This window comes from Kitasatospora sp. GAS1066B, from assembly GCF_041262605.1.
Taxonomy (GTDB): Bacteria; Actinomycetota; Actinomycetes; order Streptomycetales; family Streptomycetaceae; genus Kitasatospora.
On the sequence record NZ_JBGCCO010000006.1, the window covers coordinates 100,055 to 118,873 of the forward strand.

An 18,819-nucleotide genomic window follows, 5' to 3' on the forward strand; every position below is an offset into this window, starting at 1 on the left:
GGAGAATCGGACCAAGGTGCCCGCGACCCCTACGAACGTGCCAGAGCCCAGCCGTACCGACCCGGCGCTGATCCGCAACTTCTGCATCATCGCCCACATCGACCACGGCAAGTCGACCCTCGCCGACCGGATGCTGCAGATCACCGGCGTTGTCGACCCCCGGCAGATGCGTGCCCAGTACCTCGACCGGATGGACATCGAGCGCGAGCGCGGCATCACCATCAAGTCGCAGGCGGTCCGCCTGCCGTGGGCCCCGAAGACCGGTGAGCACGAGGGCGCCACGCACATCCTCAACATGATCGACACCCCCGGCCACGTGGACTTCACCTACGAGGTGTCCCGCTCCCTGGCCGCCTGCGAGGGCACCATCCTGGTGGTGGACGCGGCCCAGGGCATCGAGGCGCAGACCCTGGCCAACCTGTACCTGGCCCTGGAGAACGACCTCACGATCATCCCGGTCCTCAACAAGATCGACCTGCCGGCCGCCCAGCCCGAGAAGTACGCCGCCGAGCTCGCGCACATCATCGGCTGCGACCCGGAGGACGTGCTCAAGGTCAGCGCGAAGACCGGCCTGGGTGTCGAGGACCTGCTCGACCACGTGGTCGCGAAGATCCCCGCCCCGGTCGGCGTCAAGGACGCCCCGGCCCGCGCGATGATCTTCGACTCGGTCTACGACTCCTACCGCGGCGTGGTCACCTACGTCCGGGTGGTCGACGGCCAGCTCACCAAGCGTGAGCGGATCGCGATGATGTCCACCGGCGCCACCCACGAGCTGCTGGAGATCGGCGTCATCTCGCCCGAGCCCAAGGTCGCCGACGGCCTCGGCGTCGGCGAGGTGGGCTACATCATCACCGGTGTGAAGGACGTCCGGCAGTCCAAGGTCGGTGACACCATCACCTCGATGCACAAGGGTGCGACCGAGGCGCTGGGCGGCTACAAGGACCCGCGCCCGATGGTCTTCTCGGGCCTCTACCCGCTCGACGGCAGCGACTACCCGCTGCTCCGCGACGCGCTGGACAAGCTGCGCCTCAACGACGCCGCGCTGGTCTACGAGCCGGAGACCTCGGTCGCGCTCGGCTTCGGCTACCGCTGCGGCTTCCTCGGCCTGCTGCACCTGGAGATCATCCGGGAGCGCCTGGAGCGCGAGTTCAACCTCGACCTGATCTCCACCGCCCCGAACGTGATCTACCGGGTGGTCATGGAGGACGGCACCGAGCACACCGTCACCAACCCGAGCGAGTTCCCCACCGGCAAGATCGCCGAGGTCTACGAGCCGGTGGTGCGCGGCACCATCCTGGCGCCGAACGACTTCGTCGGCGCGATCATGGAGCTCTGCCAGGCTCGTCGCGGCAACCTCCAGGGCATGGACTACCTCTCCGAGGACCGGGTCGAGCTGCGCTACACGCTGCCGCTGGCCGAGATCGTCTTCGACTTCTTCGACCAGCTGAAGTCCAAGACCCGCGGCTACGGTTCCTTCGACTACGAGCCGATCGGTGAGCAGACCGCCGACCTGGTCAAGGTCGACATCCTGCTGCACGGCGACGCCGTGGACGCCTTCTCCGCCATCGTGCACAAGGACAAGGCCTACAACTACGGCGTCATGATGGCCGGCAAGCTGCAGAAGCTGATCCCGCGTCAGCAGTTCGAGGTGCCGATCCAGGCCGCGATCGGCTCGCGGGTGATCGCCCGTGAGACGGTCCGGGCGATCCGCAAGGACGTCCTCGCCAAGTGCTACGGCGGTGACATCTCGCGTAAGCGCAAGCTGCTGGAGAAGCAGAAGGAGGGCAAGAAGCGGATGAAGATGGTCGGCCGGGTGGAGGTCCCGCAGGAGGCCTTCATCGCCGCGCTGTCCACCGACGCGGACGCCCCGAAGGACGCCAAGAAGTAGCCGGTGCCTGGCGTGGCCGCATGACGAAGGGCCGCCGTCCGCAGCTGCGGACGGCGGCCCTTCGTCATGTGTCAGGTCAGTCCTGCTCGGCCACGGCTTGGGCGAACTGGGCTTGGTAGAGGCGGGCGTAGGCGCCTTCGGTGGCGATCAGGTCGTCGTGCGAGCCCTGTTCGACGATCGAGCCGTTCTCCATCACGAGGATGACGTCGGCGTCGCGGATGGTGGAGAGGCGGTGGGCGATGACGAAGCTGGTGCGGCCGGTGCGCAGTAGGGCCATGGCGCGTTGGATCAGTACTTCGGTGCGGGTGTCGACGGAGCTGGTGGCTTCGTCCAGGACCAGGATGCTGGGTTGGGCGAGGAAGGCGCGGGCGATGGTGATGAGTTGTTTCTCGCCGGCGCTGACGCCGGTGCCTTCGTCGTCGATGACGGTGTCGTAGCCCTCGGGCAGGGTGCGTACGAAGCGGTCGACGTGGGCGGCTTTGGCGGCTTCGATGACCTGGTCGCGGGTGGCGTGGGTGGCGCCGTAGGCGATGTTGTCGGCGATGGTGCCGCCGAAGAGCCAGGTGTCCTGGAGGACCATGCCGATGCCGGCGCGCAGTTCCTCGCGGGACATGGCGGCGATGTCGACGCCGTCCAGGGTGATCCGGCCGGCGGTGACCTCGTAGAAGCGCATGAGGAGGTTGACCATGGTGGTCTTGCCGGCGCCGGTGGGTCCGACGATGGCGACCGTCTGGCCGGGTTCGACCTTGAGGGAGAGGTCCTCGATCAGCGGTTTGTCGGGGTCGTAGCGGAAGGCGACGTCCTCGAAGGAGACCAGGCCGCGCAGTTCGGCCGGGCGCTCGGGGCGCTCGGGTTCGGCGGACTGCTCCTCGGCGTCCAGCAGTTCGAAGACCCGCTCGGCCGAGGCGACGCCGGACTGCAGCAGGTTGGCCATGCTCGCGACCTGGGTGAGCGGCTGGCTGAACTGCCGCGAGTACTGGATGAAGGCCTGCACGTCACCGATGGAGAGCGCGCCGCTGGCCACCCGCAGCCCGCCGACCACGGCGACCGCCACGTAGTTGAGGTTGCCGATGAACATCATCGCGGGCTGGATGATCCCGGAGATGAACTGCGCCCGGAAGCTGGAGGCGTAGAGCTCCTCGTTCTGCTGGCGGAAGGTTTCCGCCGCCTCCTTCTGCCGGCCGAAGACCTTCACCAGGGCGTGCCCGGTGTACATCTCCTCGATGTGCGCGTTCAGCTTGCCGGTGGTCTTCCACTGCGCGACGAACTGCGGCTGGGCGCGCTTGCCGACCCGGGCCGCGACGACCACCGAGAGCGGCACCGAGACCAGCGCGATCAGCGCGAGGATCCAGGAGATCCAGAACATCATCGCCAGCACGCCGACGATGGTGAGCAGCGAGTTCACCACCTGGCCCATGGTCTGCTGCATGGACTGGCCGACGTTGTCGATGTCGTTGGTGACCCGGCTGAGCACCTCGCCGCGCGGCTGCTTGTCGAAGTAACTCAGCGGCAGCCGGCTGATCTTGGTCTCCACCTGGCCGCGCAGCCGGTTGACCGTCTTGTTGATCGCGCGCGCGGCCAGCCGGCCCTGCACGATGCCGAACGCCGCCGACCCGACGTAGATCAGCAGCACCCAGATCAGCACGGTGCCGATGGCGCCGTAGTCCATCCCGTGGCCGGGGGTGAAGTGGGTCGCGCGGAGCACGTCGGCCTGCTTGCCGCCCTTGCTCAGGATGTACTGCAGGGCCTGCGGGGTCTGGATCTGGTGGCCGAGGAAGCCCTTGACGATCAGGTCCATCGCGTTGCCGAGCAGCTTGGGCCCGGCCACCGCGCAGCCGACGCTGAGCGCGCCCAGGACGACCATGCCGCTCAGTGCCGCACGCTCGGGGCGCAGCAGGCCGAGCATCCGGCGGCTGGAGCCCTTGAAGTCCATCGACTTCTCGGCACCCTGGCCGCCCATGAACCGGCCGGGGCCGGCCGGACCGCGGCGGGCGGCGGCCTCCTGCGAGGCGGTCAGCGCCGGGCCGCCGCCGGGCTTGGCCGCGTCCTCGGGCTCGGCCGCGCCGACGGCGGGGCCGCCGGACTTCTGCGGGGTGGTCACGCCGCCTCCTGCTCGGTGAGCTGGGAGAGCACGATCTCCCGGTATGTCGGGTTGTCGGCCATCAGCTCGTGGTGCGTTCCGCTGCCGACCACCTCACCCTCGTCGAGGACGATGATCCGGTCGGCGTCGCGGATGGTGCTCACCCGCTGGGCGACGATCACCACGGTGGCCTCCGAGGTCTCCGCCAGCAGCGCGGCCCGCAGCCGGGCGTCGGTGGCGTAGTCGAGGGCCGAGAAGGAGTCGTCGAAGAGGTAGATCTCCGGCCTGCGGACCAGGGCCCGGGCGATCGCCAGGCGCTGGCGCTGCCCGCCGGAGACGTTGCCGCCGCCCTGGGCGATCGGTGCGTCCAGACCGCCCTCCATGCGCTCGACGAAGTCCTTCGCCTGGGCGATCTCCAGAGCGTGCCAGAGCTCCTCGTCGGTGGCGTCGGGCTTGCCGTAGCGCAGGTTGCTGGCCACCGAGCCGGAGAACAGGTACGGCTTCTGCGGCACCAGGCCGACCCGTTCGGCCAGCGTCGCGGGTGCGACCTCGCGCACGTCCACGCCGTTGACCAGCACCTGGCCGCCGGTGGCGTCGGAGAGCCGGGGGATCAGGCTGAGCAGCGTGCTCTTGCCGCTGCCGGTGCTGCCGATCACGGCGGTGGTCTCGCCCGGGCGGGCGGTGATGTCGATGCCGCGCAGCACCGGGGTCTCGGCGCCGGGGTAGCGGAACTCGACGTCGCGCAGTTCCAGGTACCCGTGCGAGCGCAGCTCGGTGACCGGCGCGACCGGCGGCACGACGCTGGATTCGGTGTCGAGCACCTCGACGATGCGCTCGGCGCAGACCTCGGCGCGCGGCACCATCATGAACATGAAGGTGGCCATCATGACGCTCATCAGGATCTGCATCAGGTAGGAGAGGAACGCGGTCACCGCGCCGACCTGCATGCCGCCGCTGGCGATCCGGTGCGCGCCGAACCAGAGCACGGCGATGCTGGACACGTTCACCACCAGCATCACGGACGGGAACATGAAGGCCATCAGCCGGCCGGTGCGCAGCGAGTAGTCGGTCAGCTCGTCGTTGGCGACGCCGAACCGGTCCTGCTCGTGGCCGTCCTTGACGAAGGCGCGGATCACCCGGATACCGGTGATCTGCTCGCGCAGGATCCGGTTCACGCCGTCGATCCGGGTCTGCATGCCGCGGAAGGCGGGGCGGAGCTTGCGCACCAGCAGGATGACGATGACGGCGAGCACCGGGACCACGATGACCAGCAGGCTGGAGAGCGGGACGTCCTGGTTGAGCGCCATGATGATGCCGCCCACGCACATGATCGGTGCGGCCACCATCAGCGCGAAGGACATCATCACCAGCATCTGGACCTGCTGGACGTCGTTGGTGGAGCGGGTGATCAGCGAGGGGGCGCCGAACTGGCCGACCTCGCGGGAGGAGAAGCTCTGCACCCGGTCGAAGACGGAGGCCCGCAGGTCCCGTCCGACGGCCATCGCGGTGCGGGCGCCGTAGTAGGTGGCACCGATCGAGCAGAGCATCTGCGCGAGGGTGATCGCCAGCATCACTCCGCCGGTGCGGATGATGTAGCCGGTGTCGCCCTTGATCACGCCGGTGTCGATGATGTCGGCGTTCAGGGTCGGCAGGTAGAGGGAGGCGATGGTGGCAACCAGCTGGAGCAGCACCAGCAGGGAGATGGGTTTGGTATAGGGCCCGAGGTGGGCCCTGAGAAGTCTGATCAGCACTCGGACACTCTCGACGTTGACGGGAGGATTCGCACCCTCATTTTCTGCCTTGCCACGCTTGCCACGCGGGTATATCTCCTGATCCGACCATCGGATTGGTCACGTCTTCGGTTGAGGCGCTGTTGAGGCGCTGATGAGGGGCTTATGAGGCGCTGTTGAGACACGGTTGAAGCACTGGTGAAGCACTGATGCGGCACTACGAGTTCGGCACGATGTCAGACTGCGGTTCCCTCTTAACAGGGGCGCCCTTTGGGCCTAGGCTGTCGGCAGCTTTGTTACCGGCGAGTTAAGTAACCCGCTGATAACGAACCCGTCGGGTGGCCCACCCCCTAGCCCCCGCACGCATCCACCCCTCGGCCACCTGGTCCCCCGGAGGTCTCGTTGAGTTCAGCGCAGTCCGTCATCGGCTCCGACAAGATCGCCGGGCGCCCGGCCTCAGTGGCCCATCTGTTCTTCAGCAGGGTAGATGCCACGCCTGACACGGAGGCATACAGGTTCCCCGTTCCGGTCGACGAACACGCGGCGGACGGTGCGCCGGGCGCCGAGCAGTGGCGCTCGCTCACCTGGGCGCAGACCGCGGTGCGGGTCAAGAACGTGGCCGCCGGCCTGATGTCGCTGGGCATCGAGCGCGAGGACCGGGTGGCGATCGCTGCCTCGACCCGGATCGAGTGGATCCTCGCCGACCTCGGCAACATGTGCGCCGGGGCCGCCACCACCACGGTCTACCCGAGCACCAACGCCGAGGAGACCGGCTTCATCCTCGCCAACTCGGCCAGCAAGGCGCTCTTCGCCGAGAACGCCGCCCAGCTCGCCAAGGCGGTCGACCAGCGGGACCTGCTGCCCGAGCTGGCCACGGTGATCCTGCTCGACGCCCCGGCCGAGCGCCCGGAGGTCGAGGGTCTGACCGTGCTCACCCTGACCGAGCTCGAGGAGCGCGGCGCCGCCCTGCTCAAGGAGAACCCGGACGCCGTCCGCGACTCCGTCGACGCGCTGGACCCCGAGCAGCTCGCCACCCTGATCTACACCTCCGGCACCACCGGGCGCCCCAAGGGCGTGCGCCTGGTGCACGACTGCTGGTCGTACGAGGGCCTGGCCCAGCAGGAGAGCGGCCTGCTGCGCGCCGACGACGTGCAGTTCATGTGGCTGCCGCTCTCCCACGTCTTCGGCAAGACGCTGATCTCCGGCCAGATCGCCACCGGCCACGTGATGGCGGTGGACGGCCGGGTGGACCGGATCATCCACAACCTGCCCGCCATCAAGCCCACCCTGATGGCCTCCGCGCCGCGGATCTTCGAGAAGGTCTACAACGGCATCGCGGGCCGGGCCAGAGCCGAGGGCGGCGCCAAGTACAAGATCTTCCTGTGGGCGGCCAGGGTGGCCCGGGAGTACGCCCGGACCACCCAGGACAACCGGATCGCCACCGGCCGCGACAGTGCGCCGCTCGCCCTGTCCGTCCAGCACGCGATCGCCGACAAGCTGGTCTACGCCAAGATCCGCCAGGCCTTCGGCGGGCGGCTGCGCGGCTCGGTCTCCGGCAGCGCCGCGCTGGCCCCCGAGATCGGCTACTTCTTCATGGGCGCCGGCGTGCCGATCCTGGAGGGCTACGGGCTCAGCGAGACCAGCGCCGGCTCGGCGGTCAACCCCGCCGAGGACGTGCGGATCGGCACGGTCGGCCTGCCGCTGCCGGGCACCGAGGTCCGGATCGCCGAGGACGGCGAGATCCTGCTGCGTGGCCCCGGCGTGATGCGCGGCTACCACGACAACCCCGAGCAGACCGCCGAGGTGCTGGAGCCGGACGGCTGGTTCCACACCGGCGACATCGGCGAGCTCAGCTCGGACGGCTACCTGCGGATCACCGACCGCAAGAAGGACATGTTCAAGACCTCGGGCGGCAAGTACGTCGCGCCCAGCGAGGTCGAGGGCAAGTTCAAGGCGCTCTGCCCGTTCGTCAGCAACATCCTGGTGATCGGCAACGGCCGCAACTACTGCACCGCGCTGATCGGGCTGGACGAGCCGGTGATCATGCAGTGGGCCGCCGAGCACGGCCTGAGCGGCAAGAGCTACGCCGAGGTGGCCGGCTCGCCCGAGACGCGGGCGCTGATCGAGGGCTTCGTGAAGAAGCTCAACGGCGAGTTGCAGCGCTGGCAGACGGTCAAGAAGTTCCACCTCCTGCCGCGCGACCTGGACATCGAGCACGGCGAGCTGACCCCGAGCCTGAAGATCAAGCGTCCGGTGGTCGAGCGGGTCTACGCCGAGGCGGTCCAGGAGATGTACGCGGGCGCCAACGAGGCCTGAGTCACGGGCTGGTCCGGTACGGACGGGGTAACCCCCGTCGTACCGGACAATGGACCCATGCCCTCCGCACTTCCCGACGGCGAACCCGTGCCGTCCGACGGTTCGCTGCCCGCCCACGCCCTCACCGGACTCGGTGACCGGCCGTTCGGCTTCTATCTGCACGTGCCGTACTGCGCCACCCGCTGCGGCTACTGCGACTTCAACACCTACACCGCCACCGAGCTGCACTCCTCGGGCGCCGTCGCCTCCCAGGAGACCTACGCGCAGAACCTGGTCGGCGAGATCCGGCTGGCCCGCAAGGTGCTGGGCAGCGCCGAGCTGCCGGTGCGCACCGTCTTCCTCGGCGGCGGCACGCCCACCCTGCTGCCGGCCCGCGACCTGGTGGCGATGCTGACCGCGATCCGGGAGGAGTTCGGGCTCGCCGAGGACGCGGAGGTGACCACCGAGGCCAACCCCGAGTCGGTCGACCCGGCCTACCTGGCCGAGCTGCGCGAGGGCGGCTTCAACCGGATCTCCTTCGGGATGCAGAGCGCCCGGCCGCACGTGCTGAAGGTGCTGGACCGCCACCACACCCCGGGCCGTCCGGAGGCCTGCGTCGCCGAGGCGCGGGCGGCCGGCTTCGAGCACGTCAACCTGGACCTGATCTACGGCACGCCGGGGGAGTCCGACGAGGACTGGCGCGCGTCGCTGGCGGCCGCGATCGGCGCCGGGCCCGACCACGTCTCGGCCTACTCGCTGATCGTCGAGGAGGGCACCCGGCTGGCCGGGCGGATCAAGCGCGGCGAGCTGCCGATGGTCGACGACGACGTGCACGCCGACCGCTACCTGATCGCCGAGCAGGCGCTGGCCGCGGCCGGCTACCACTGGTACGAGGTCTCCAACTGGGCCACCGACGAGGAGGCCCGCTGCCGGCACAACGAGCTGTACTGGACGGGGGCCGACTGGTGGGGCGCCGGCCCCGGCGCCCACAGCCACGTGGGGGGCGTGCGTTGGTGGAACGCCAAGCACCCGGCCGCCTACGCGCGGGCGCTCGCCGAGGGCCGCACGCCCGCCCAGGGGCGCGAGGTGCTGCCGGCCGAGGACCGCCGGGTCGAGCGGATCCTGCTGGAGCTGCGCCTGGTCGAGGGCTGTCCGCTCGACCTGCTGACCGCCACCGGCCTGCGGGCCGCCGAGCGGGCACTGGCCGACGGGCTGCTGGCCGCCGAGCCGTTCGCGGCCGGTCGCGCCGCGCTGACCCTGCGCGGGCGGCTGCTGGCGGACGCGGTGGTCCGGGATCTGGTGGACTGAGCACGAGACTGACGGGCTGTCAGCCCCCCGGCTGGGTGACGAAATCGATCAGCTCCTCGACCCGGCCCAGCAGCTCCGGCTCGAGATCCCGGAAGGAGTTCACCGAGGCCAGGATCCGCTTCCAGGCCGCCGGGGTGTCCACCGGCCAGCCCAGGCGGCGGCAGATGCCCTCCTTCCAGACCTCCCCGCGCGGCACCTCGGGCCAGGCGGCGATCCCCACGCTGTCCGGCTTGACGGCCTGCCAGATGTCGATGAACGGGTGGCCCACCACCAGCACGGCCTCCCCGGTGACGGCCGAGGCGATCCGGTGCTCCTTGGTCCCGGGGAGCAGGTGGTCCACCAGGACGCCCAGCCGCCGCCCGTCCCCCGGGCCGAACCCGGCCACGATCGCCGGCAGGTCGTCGATGCCCTCCAGGTACTCGACCACCACGCCCTCGATCCGCAGGTCGTCGCCCCAGACCCGCTCGACCAGCTCCGCGTCGTGCCGGCCCTCGACGTAGATCCGCGATTCCCGGGCGACCCGGGCCCGGGCCCCGGGGACGGCGATCGAGCCGGAGGCGGTCCGCGCCGGGCCCCGGGCGGGCGCCGGGCCGCTCGGGCGGACCAGGGTGACCACCTTGCCCTCGAGCAGGAAGCCGCGCGGCACCAGCGGGAAGACCCGGTGCTTGCCGAACCGGTCCTCCAGGGTCACGGTCACGCCCTCGGCGGTCTTCTCGCAGCGCACCACCGCGCCGCAGAAGCCGGTGGCGGCCTCCTCGACCACCAGGTCCCGCTCGGCGGGTACCTCCGTGGCTGGCTGCTGCCGCTTCCAGGGCGGGGTGAGGTCCGGGCCGTACTGAGTGCTGCGCATGGGAGGAACTATAGGAAAAGCCGACGGCCCGTCAGGATCGGACGGGCCGTCGGCTCACCATCGCGCACTGCCGCTCACAGGCCGGGCGCGCCCCAGACCGGGAACCAGCGGCTCAGGTCGGCCTCGAGCCGCAGGTCGTTGGCGAGCATCGCCTTCGTCTGCAGCTCCAGCGGGCTGTTGCGCCGCTCGCCGCCACCGGGCATCGGGGCGAACGGGTAGAACGAGCCGCGCTTGTAGAGGTAGACCAGCGCCAGCGACTGCCCGGCCTCGTTGCGGAAGCCGACCAGCGAGCAGAGCAGCTGCGGGCCGAAACCGTTGGCCTCCAGCTCGCTGTTGACCGCGTGCAGGTCGTTCACCAGGTCGGGCAGCTCGTCGGGGGTGTGCCGGGCGAGCAGCCAGGAGTAGCCGTACTCGTCCCGGCTGGCCTCGACCGGCGTGCCGCCGCCCGCCGTGTCGGCGTCCAGCAGGGCCCGCACCTGCCGTTCGACCTCGACGAAGGCGCCGCCCTCGACCGCGGCGAAGCAGACCGAGCCCAGTCCGGTGGGCGTGAAGCCGGCAGCGGCCTCCAGGGTCAGGGCGGCGGAGGGCACACCGAAGAGCTGGTCGAGGTCGGGCTTGACCGGCTTGCTGCGGCCCAGCAGCGCGTCCAGGAATCCCACGGATCGTTCCTTTCGAGGGTGCTTCTCGAGGGGTGGTTCGCGGGTCAGTGCTGACCCAGCTCGGTGGAGATCTTGCCCAGCTGCTCGAGCCGCTGCTCCAGGCTGGGGTGGGTGGACATCAGCTGGGTGGCCGCCTCGCGGGCGTTCAGCGCCGGGGCGAAGAAGAAGGCGTTGTAGGGCTGCGCCTGGCGCAGGTCCTTGGTCGGGATCGCGGAGATCTGCCCGGTCACCTTGGTCAGCGCCGAGGCGAGCGCGCTGGGCCGGCCGGTGAGCTGGGCGGCGGCCCGGTCGGCGGCCAGCTCGCGGTAGCGGGAGAGCAGCCGGGTGAGCAGGAAGCTGATCGCGTAGACCACCACGCTGACGATCGGGATGATGATCATCAGGATCGCGGCGTTGTCATTGTTGTTGTTGTTCCGGTTGCCGCCGCTCATCATGCCGCTGTAGAGCGCGATCCGGGTGATCGCGCCGGCCAGCACGCCGAGGAAGCCGGCGATGGTCATCACCGCGACGTCCCGGTGCGCGACGTGCGAGAGCTCGTGCGCCAGCACGCCCTCCAGCTCCTCCGGCTCCAGCCGGCGCAGCAGGCCGGTGGTCACGCAGACCACCGCGTTCTCCGGGTTGCGGCCGGTGGCGAAGGCGTTGGGCATGTCGTTGTCGGCGACCGCGACACGCGGCTTGGGCATGTCGGCCAGCGCGCAGAGCCGGTCAATGGTGCCGTGCAGCTGCGGGTACTGCTCGGGGGTGACCTGGTGGGCACCCATCGCCCGCTCGGTGATCTTGTCGCTGAACCAGAACTGCGCGACGAAGAGCCCGCCCATCAGCACCACGATCAGCGGCCAGGCGCCCCTCAGCAGGACGATCAGCACACCCGTGAAGCCGACGTACAGCAGCCCGATCAGGAACATCGTGGTGACCATCCGCGTGGACAGCCCACGGTCGGGAGCAAAACGAGTGTGGGGGCCGGACGCCGACATGGCTGCTCCTCTGTCCATTCAGATCTCCATCGCCGAGGCGGTTCTGCCCGCCTCGGTCTCAGTTGCTATCGATGCTGCCACTTCGCCGGGCGGCGGGCACCACCCTTGTCGGGCGCGTTCGCGCGTCGCGCGTCACGTCCGTCCCGGCGGGATGCTACGCGGAGTGATCCGCGCGGCATCCACGGCCAGGGCGTTCCTGCCGTCGGACCCGGGCCTTACACTGGCAGGTACGGTTTTGGCACTCCACAGAGCAGAGTGCCAAGCCCGATCCGACGAAGTACCCGCCGAGCCACTCGGCACGGTGCTTGCCATGCAGGCCTGGTACCTGGACAACGCGCGAAGAGGGAGGTGCGTGCCATGTTCGACGAACCTGATTCCGACCCGCGTCAGAGCGGCCGTGACCCGGTCGGCGACCAGTCGACCGGTCGGTCCGGGCCCGCCGCCCGCCCGGCTCGCAGCAGCGCCAGGGCCAGCTCGGCGGCCCGCGCGGGCAAGGGCGGCGAGGTCGGCCGGCTGGAGATCCGCCAGCTCGACGAGCGCAAGCTCTCCGTGCTGCGCGCCATCGTCCAGGACTATGTCGGCACCGAGGAGCCGGTGGGCTCCAAGGCCCTGGTGGAGCGGCACAACCTCGGCGTCTCGCCGGCCACCGTGCGCAACGACATGGCCACCCTCGAAGAGGACGGCTACATCCAGCAGCCGCACACCAGCGCAGGCCGGATCCCGACCGACAAGGGCTACCGGCTCTTCGTCGACCGGCTGGCCGAGGTCAAGCCGATGAGCGCCCCCGAGCGCCGGGCGATCCGGCACTTCCTGGACGGCGCGGTCGACCTGGACGACGTGGTGGCCCGCACCGTGCGGCTGCTCGCCCAGCTGACCCGCCAGGTCGCCGTGGTCCAGTACCCCTCGCTCTCCCGCTCGACGGTGCGTCATGTCGAGCTGGTCTCGCTCGCCCCGGCCAAGGTGATGCTGGTGCTGATCACCGACACCGGGCGGGTCGAGCAGCGGATGGTCGACTGCCCGGGGCCGGCCCGCGAGTCCACCCTGGCCGACCTGCGCGCCCGGTTGAACGCCCGGGCCGGCGGCCAGCGCTTCCCCGACGTCCCCGCCCTGGTGGACGATCTGCCCGCCGCTTTCGAGCCGGCCGAGCGCCCGATCGTCTCCACCGTGCTCTCCACCCTCTTCGAGACCCTGGTGGAGCAGAACGAGGAGCGGATCATGCTGGCCGGCACGGCCAACCTGACCCGCTTCGGTCATGACTTCCCGCTCACCATCCAGCCGGTGCTGGAGGCCCTGGAGGAGCAGGTGGTGCTGCTGCGCCTGCTCGGCGAGAGCGCCGACGGCGGGATGACGGTGCGGATCGGTCGGGAGAACGAGTACGAGGGCCTGAATTCCACGTCTGTCGTCTCGGTCGGTTACGGTTCGGGCGATGAGAGCGTGGCCAAGCTCGGAGTGATCGGCCCGACTCGGATGGACTACCCCGGCACGATGGGGGCGGTCCGGGCGGTCGCCCGGTACGTGGGGCAGATCCTGGCCGAGTCGTAGCAGCACCCCTACTAGATTTAGTAGGCAAACCAGTCGCAGCAGGACTTTCCACAGGCAGAACAAGCGGAGCATTTGGTGGCCACGGACTACTACGCGGTACTCGGCGTCCGACGGGACGCGGGGCAGGACGAGATCAAGAAGGCGTTCCGGCGCCTTGCCCGTGAACTGCACCCGGATGTCAACCCGGACCCGAAGACGCAGGAGCGGTTCAAGGAGATCAACGCCGCTTACGAGGTGCTCTCCGACCCGCAGAAGCGGCAGGTCTACGACCTGGGTGGGGACCCGCTGTCGCCGAACGGCGGCGGGGGCGGCTTCGGCGCGGGTGCGGCGGGCTTCGGCTTCTCCGACATCATGGACGCCTTCTTCGGCGCCGCCGCCGGCCAGCGCGGCCCGCGCTCGCGCACCCGGCGCGGCCAGGACGCGATGATCCGGCTGGAGATCACCCTGGAGGAGGCCACTTTCGGCACCACCAAGGAGCTCCAGGTCGACACGGCCGTCACCTGCACCACCTGCTCCGGTGAGGGCGCGGCCCCGGGCACCTCGGCGCAGACCTGTGACATGTGTCGCGGCAAGGGTGAGGTCTCCCAGGTCACCCGTTCCTTCCTGGGCCAGGTCATGACCTCGCGCCCGTGCCCGCAGTGCCAGGGCTTCGGCACCGTGGTCCCGACCCCGTGCCCGGAGTGCGCGGGCGACGGCCGGGTCCGGGCCCGCCGGACCCTCACGGTCAAGATCCCGGCCGGTGTCGACAACGGCACCCGGATCCAGTTGGCCGGCGAGGGCGAGGTCGGCCCCGGCGGCGGCCCGGCCGGCGACCTCTACGTGGAGATCGCCGAGACCAGTCACGCCACCTTCCAGCGGCGCGGCGACGACCTGCACTGCACGGTGACCATCCCGATGACGGCCGCCTCGCTCGGCACCCAGGTGCCGCTGCAGACCCTGGACGGCCTGGAGGAGGTCGACATCCGGCCCGGCACCCAGTCCGGCCAGTCGATCCCGCTGCACGGACGGGGCGTCACCCACCTGCGCGGGGGCGGCCGAGGCGACCTGATAGTGCACGTCGAGGTGCAGACGCCCACCAAGCTCGAGCCCGAGCAGGAGGAACTGCTGCGCCGCCTCGCGGTGCTGCGCGGCGAGGAGCGGCCCTCGGGCCACTTCGCGCCGGGGCAGCAGGGGCTGTTCTCCCGGCTGAAGGACGCTTTCAACGGCCGCTGAGCGGTCACCGACTCTCTCGGGGTGGGCCTCCAGGACCTTGGCGGCCCACCCCGACCCGTTTTCTAGGAGAAGCGCGCGATGACCGCACCCGTCTTCGTCGTGGAGAGTGCGACGCTGGCCGGCGCCGTGCCGGGCGGCGTGGTCCGACTGGACGGACCCGAGGGGCGGCACGCGGCCGCCGTGAAGCGGTTGGAGGTCGGCGAGCCGGTCACCCTGACCGACGGCCGGGGCCTGGGCGGCCACGGCACCGTCAGCGCCGTGCTGGGCAAGGACGCGCTGGACATCGCGCTCGCCGAGCTGCGTGCCGAGGCCGAGCCGCAGCCGCGGATCACCGTGGTCCAGGCGCTGCCCAAGGGCGACCGGGGCGAGTTGGCGGTGGAGACCATGACCGAGGTCGGCGTCGACGTGGTGATCCCCTGGTCGGCGTCCCGCTGCATCACCCAGTGGAAGGGCGAGCGCGGCGCCAAGGCGCTGGCCAAGTGGCGGGCCACCGCCCGCGAGGCCGGCAAGCAGTCACGCCGGCTGCGCTTCCCCGAGGTGCGCGAGCCGATGACGACCCGTCAACTGGCCCCGCTGCTGGCCCAGGCGGCGTTCGCGGCGGTGCTGCACGAGGAGGGCGCCGAACCGCTGGCCACCGCCGAGCTGCCGGAGCGCGGCGAGCTGGTGCTGATCGTCGGCCCGGAGGGCGGGGTGAGCCCCGAGGAGCTGGCCGCCTTCGCCGAGGCCGGCGCCAAGCCCTACCGGCTGGGCCCCTCGGTGCTGCGCACCTCCACGGCAGGGGTGGCCGCGGGTGCCCTGCTGCTGGGGCGCACCGGCCGCTGGTCCTGAACCAGCAGCTGCCCGAGCTCGGGAGAATCGCTGGTCCCACCCGCCCCGGGCTGCATAACCTGGCGCGGTGATGGAAACCGAGAGCACTCCAGCGAGCGCTTATCTGCGCCACCCGCACCTGCACGGCGACCTGGTGACCTTCGTCGCCGAGGACGACATCTGGCTCGCCCCGGTGGACGGCGGCCGAGCCTGGCGGCTGACCGCCGACCGCTCGCCGGTCTCCCGTCCGCGGTTCTCCCCGGACGGCCGGCTGATCGCCTGGACCTCCACCCGGGACGGTTCGGCCGAGGTCTACGTCGCCCCGGTCGACGGCGGCGAGGCCCGCCGGCTCACCCACTGGGGACACACCGGGCGCAGCCGGCTGCGCGGCTGGACCCCGCAGGGCGAGCCGGTGGCGATCACCAGCGCGGGCCAGCCGACGTCCCGTCAGACCTGGGCCTTCGCCGTCCCGCTGGACGGCGGCGAGCCGCGGCGGCTGCCGTTCGGGCCGATCGGCAACCTGGCCTTCGAGGGTCCGGTCGGCGCGCAGGGTGGGGAGGAGGCCCGGGTGCTGCTGCTCTCGGCGGCCGCCACCGAGCCGGCGTACTGGAAGCGGTACCGGGGCGGCAACGCCGGGCGGCTGTGGCTGGGCAGCGCCGGTGCCCAGTTCGCCCGGGTGCACGAGGAGCTGGACGGCAACGTGGAGTCGCCGCTCTGGGTGGGGGACCGGATCGCCTTCCTGAGCGACCACGAGGGCAGCGGCCAGCTCTACTCCAGCCGCCCCGACGGCTCGGGGCTGCGCCGGCACACCGACGTCGAGCACCCGTTCTACGCCCGCAACGCCGCCACCGACGGCACCCGGGTGGTCTGGCACAGCGGCGGCGAGCTGTGGCTGCTCGACACCCTGGAGGGCGAGGCCCGGCCGCGGCGGCTGGACGTGCGCCCGGCCGGTCCGCGCACCGGGCGCCGCAGCTACCCGCTGCCCGCCGCGGGTTGGCTCACCTCGGCCGCCCCGGACGCCACCGCTCGCGCCGCCGCCGTGGTGGTGCGCGGCACCGTGCACTGGCTGACCCACCGGGAGGGCCCGGCCCGGGTGTTGGACGAGACCCCGGGCGCGCGGGCCCGGCTGGCCCGGGTGGTGCCGCCGGCCTCCGAGGGCGCTGCCGAGGGTGCTGCCCAGGGTGCGCTCTGGGTGACCGACGCCGAGGGCGAGGACGCCCTGGAGTACGCCCCCGACGTGCTGGGCGCCGAGCGGCACCGCCTCGCGGCGGGCGCGCTGGGCCGGGTGCTGGGCCTGCTGGTCGCCCCCGACGGCAAGCAGGCGGCGGTGGCGGCGGCCGACGGCCGGGTGCTGCTGGTCACGCTGGCCGACGGCGCGGTGCGGGAGCTGGCCGGCGCCGTCGACGGCGAGGTCACCGGGCTGGCCTTCAGCCCCGACTCGGCCTGGTTGGCCTGGTCCCAGCCGGCCCTGGGTCCCTTCTCGCTGCGCCAGATCATGCTCGCCGAGCTGGCCTCGGGCACCGTGAGTGAGGCCACCCCGCAGCGATTTGTCGACACGTCACCGGCGTTCACGGCCGACGGCAAGCACCTCGCCTTCCTCTCGCTGCGCAACTTCGACCCGGTCTACGACGCGCACAGCTTCGACCTGGGCTTCCCCACCGGCGCCCGGCCGTACCTGATCACGCTGGCCGCCGAGACGCCCTCGCCGTTCGGCCCCCGGCGCGGCGGGCGGCCCGCCGAGGGGGTGGACGAGGCGGAGGAGAAGGCGGCCGAGAAGCCGGCGGAGGGCACCGAGGCGGGCGACACCACCGAGGCCACCGAGGCCACCGAGACCACCGAGGCCACCGAGAAGTCGGACATCCCCGTCACCACCGTCGAGTTGGTGGGGCTGGCCGACCGGATCGTCCCGTTCCCGGTCGAGGGCGGCCGGTTCGGCGTGCTGCGGACCGCCAAGGACGGCGTGCTGTGGACCAGGTACCCGGTGGTCGGCGAACTCGGCGACGACGCCGCCACCCCCGACGACGAGCGCCCGGGCCCGGTGCTGGAGCGCTTCGACCTGGTCAAGCTGCGCGCCGAGCAACTGGCGGAGAGCCTGGACGGTTTCGCGGTCAGCGGCGACGGCGCCCGGCTCGCGGTGCTGGACGGCGGCGAGCTGCGGATCGTCCCGGCCGACCGCAAGGCCGGCGATGACGACGAGGCCCGGGTGGACCTCGGGCGGCTGCGGGTCACCGTCGACCCGGCGGCCGAGTGGCGGCAGATGTTCGAGGAGAACGGCCGCCTGATGCGCGACAACTTCTGGCGGGCCGACCTGGGCGGCGTCGACTGGGCCGGGGTGCTGGACCGTTACCGCCCGCTGGTCGAGCGGCTCGGCTCGCACGACGATCTGATCGACCTGCTCTGGGAGGTGGTCGCCGAGCTGGGCACCTCGCACGCCTACGTCTCGCCGCACGCCCGCGGCGCGGCCGCCTCGCGGCCGCAGGGCCTGCTCGGGGCCGACCTGGTGCGCGACGGCGAGGTCTGGCGGATCGCCCGGATCCTGCCCGGCGAGTCCTCCGACCCCAGGGCCCGCTCCCCGCTGCTGGCTCCCGGGGTCGCGGTGCGGGCCGGTGACGCGCTGCTCGCGGTGGACGGCCGCCCGGTCGACCCGGTGGCCGGCCCGGCCCCGCTGCTGGCCGGCACGGCGGGGCAGCCGGTCGAGCTGACCGTCCAGCACGCCGACGGCACCGTGCGCTACCCGGTGGCGGTGCCGCTGGCCGACGACGAGGCGCTGCGCTACCACGACTGGGTGGCCGGCCGCCGGGCCGAGGTGCGCCGGCTCTCCGAGGGACGGCTGGGCTACCTGCACGTCCCGGACATGATGAGCGCCGGCTGGGCCCAACTCCACCGCGACCTGCGGGTGGAGCTGGCCAAGGAGGGCCTGCTGGTCGACCTGCGGGAGAACCGCGGCGGTCACACCTCCCAGCTGATCATCGAGAAGCTCTCCCGCCGGATCGTCGGCTGGGGCTACGGCCGCGGCATGGCCACCGCCGAGCCCTACCCTGGCGAGGCGCCGCGCGGCCCGGTGGTGGCGCTGGCCGACGAGCACGCGGGCTCGGACGGCGACGTGGTCAACGCCGCGATCCAGGCCCTGGGCATCGGCCCGGTGGTCGGAACCCGCACCTGGGGCGGCGTGATCGGGATCGACGGCAAGTACGGCCTGGTCGACGGCACCGGGGTGACCCAGCCCAAGTACGCGACCTGGCTGGAGGGCTACGGCTGGGGCCTGGAGAACCGCGGGGTCGTCCCGGACGTCGAGGTGCCGATCGCCCCGCACGACTGGGCGGCGGGCCGCGACCCGCAGCTCACCGAGGGGGTGCGGATCGCGCTGGCCGCGCTGGCCGTCACGCCGGCCAAGACCCCGCCGCCGCTGCCGCCGCTCTGACGGGCTCCGCCCGAGACCGACCGACCCTGCGGGGGAGGGCCGCCGAGGCCTTC

General features: G+C 71.5%; 12 protein-coding genes. 7 read left to right on the forward strand and 5 right to left on the reverse strand.

What is annotated here, in order from left to right; all coding sequences use genetic code 11:
• The first annotated feature begins 16 nt into the window (after positions 1-16).
• On the forward strand, positions 17-1,888 hold the full coding sequence (gene lepA / locus ABH937_RS08320) for a translation elongation factor 4 (RefSeq protein WP_280690357.1): 1,872 nt from the start codon (positions 17-19) through the stop codon (positions 1,886-1,888).
• 76 nt (positions 1,889-1,964) lie between these two features.
• Here lepA and ABH937_RS08325 read toward each other — a convergent pair whose 3' ends face one another.
• Together ABH937_RS08325 and ABH937_RS08330 are read right to left on the reverse strand one after the other, a co-directional pair.
• Positions 1,965-3,848 (reverse strand): ABC transporter ATP-binding protein, encoded by a 1,884-nt coding sequence (locus tag ABH937_RS08325; RefSeq protein ID WP_370217859.1) that lies wholly within the window; start codon positions 3,846-3,848, stop codon positions 1,965-1,967.
• Positions 3,849-3,985: 137 nt separating this feature from the next.
• The gene (locus tag ABH937_RS08330; RefSeq protein ID WP_370217720.1) at positions 3,986-5,719 is read right to left on the reverse strand and encodes an ABC transporter ATP-binding protein; all 1,734 of its coding nucleotides are present in this window, start codon (positions 5,717-5,719) and stop codon (positions 3,986-3,988) included.
• A gap of 381 nt (positions 5,720-6,100) precedes the next feature.
• Here ABH937_RS08330 and ABH937_RS08335 point away from each other — a divergent pair, with 381 nt between their 5' ends.
• Together ABH937_RS08335 and hemW are read left to right on the forward strand one after the other, a co-directional pair.
• Positions 6,101-8,014, forward strand: a complete 1,914-nt coding sequence (locus ABH937_RS08335) for a long-chain fatty acid--CoA ligase (protein WP_370217721.1) — start codon at positions 6,101-6,103, stop codon at positions 8,012-8,014.
• 57 nt (positions 8,015-8,071) lie between these two features.
• Positions 8,072-9,301 (forward strand): radical SAM family heme chaperone HemW, encoded by a 1,230-nt coding sequence (hemW, locus tag ABH937_RS08340; protein ID WP_370217722.1) that lies wholly within the window; start codon positions 8,072-8,074, stop codon positions 9,299-9,301.
• A gap of 19 nt (positions 9,302-9,320) precedes the next feature.
• On the opposite strand, the gene ABH937_RS08345 is transcribed toward hemW, so the two are convergent.
• From ABH937_RS08345 to htpX, 3 genes are all read right to left on the reverse strand, one after another.
• Positions 9,321-10,151 carry a DUF3097 domain-containing protein gene (locus tag ABH937_RS08345; protein ID WP_370217723.1) on the reverse strand — a complete coding sequence of 277 codons (831 nt, stop codon included), beginning with the start codon at positions 10,149-10,151 and terminating at the stop codon, positions 9,321-9,323.
• A 74-nt stretch (positions 10,152-10,225) separates the two neighbouring features.
• Positions 10,226-10,810 carry a hypothetical protein gene (locus ABH937_RS08350; RefSeq protein ID WP_280690352.1) on the reverse strand — a complete coding sequence of 195 codons (585 nt, stop codon included), beginning with the start codon at positions 10,808-10,810 and terminating at the stop codon, positions 10,226-10,228.
• Between the two features lie 44 nt (positions 10,811-10,854).
• Positions 10,855-11,784 carry a zinc metalloprotease HtpX gene (gene htpX / locus ABH937_RS08355; RefSeq protein ID WP_370217724.1) on the reverse strand — a complete coding sequence of 310 codons (930 nt, stop codon included), beginning with the start codon at positions 11,782-11,784 and terminating at the stop codon, positions 10,855-10,857.
• Positions 11,785-12,141: 357 nt separating this feature from the next.
• Between htpX and hrcA the strand changes: the two genes are divergently transcribed.
• The 4 genes from hrcA to ABH937_RS08375 all read left to right on the forward strand — a co-directional run bounded on the left by hrcA (position 12,142) and on the right by ABH937_RS08375 (position 18,766).
• Complete coding sequence (hrcA, locus tag ABH937_RS08360) at positions 12,142-13,326, forward strand: heat-inducible transcriptional repressor HrcA (RefSeq protein WP_370146345.1); 1,185 nt, start codon at positions 12,142-12,144, stop codon at positions 13,324-13,326.
• Positions 13,327-13,401: 75 nt separating this feature from the next.
• The gene (gene dnaJ, locus ABH937_RS08365) at positions 13,402-14,538 is read left to right on the forward strand and encodes a molecular chaperone DnaJ (protein ID WP_370217725.1); all 1,137 of its coding nucleotides are present in this window, start codon (positions 13,402-13,404) and stop codon (positions 14,536-14,538) included.
• 78 nt (positions 14,539-14,616) lie between these two features.
• Complete coding sequence (locus tag ABH937_RS08370; RefSeq protein ID WP_280690349.1) at positions 14,617-15,366, forward strand: 16S rRNA (uracil(1498)-N(3))-methyltransferase; 750 nt, start codon at positions 14,617-14,619, stop codon at positions 15,364-15,366.
• Positions 15,367-15,436: 70 nt separating this feature from the next.
• Entirely contained in the window at positions 15,437-18,766 is a 3,330-nt protein-coding gene (locus tag ABH937_RS08375) for a PDZ domain-containing protein (protein ID WP_370217861.1), read from the forward strand.
• Positions 18,767-18,819: the final 53 nt, after the last annotated feature.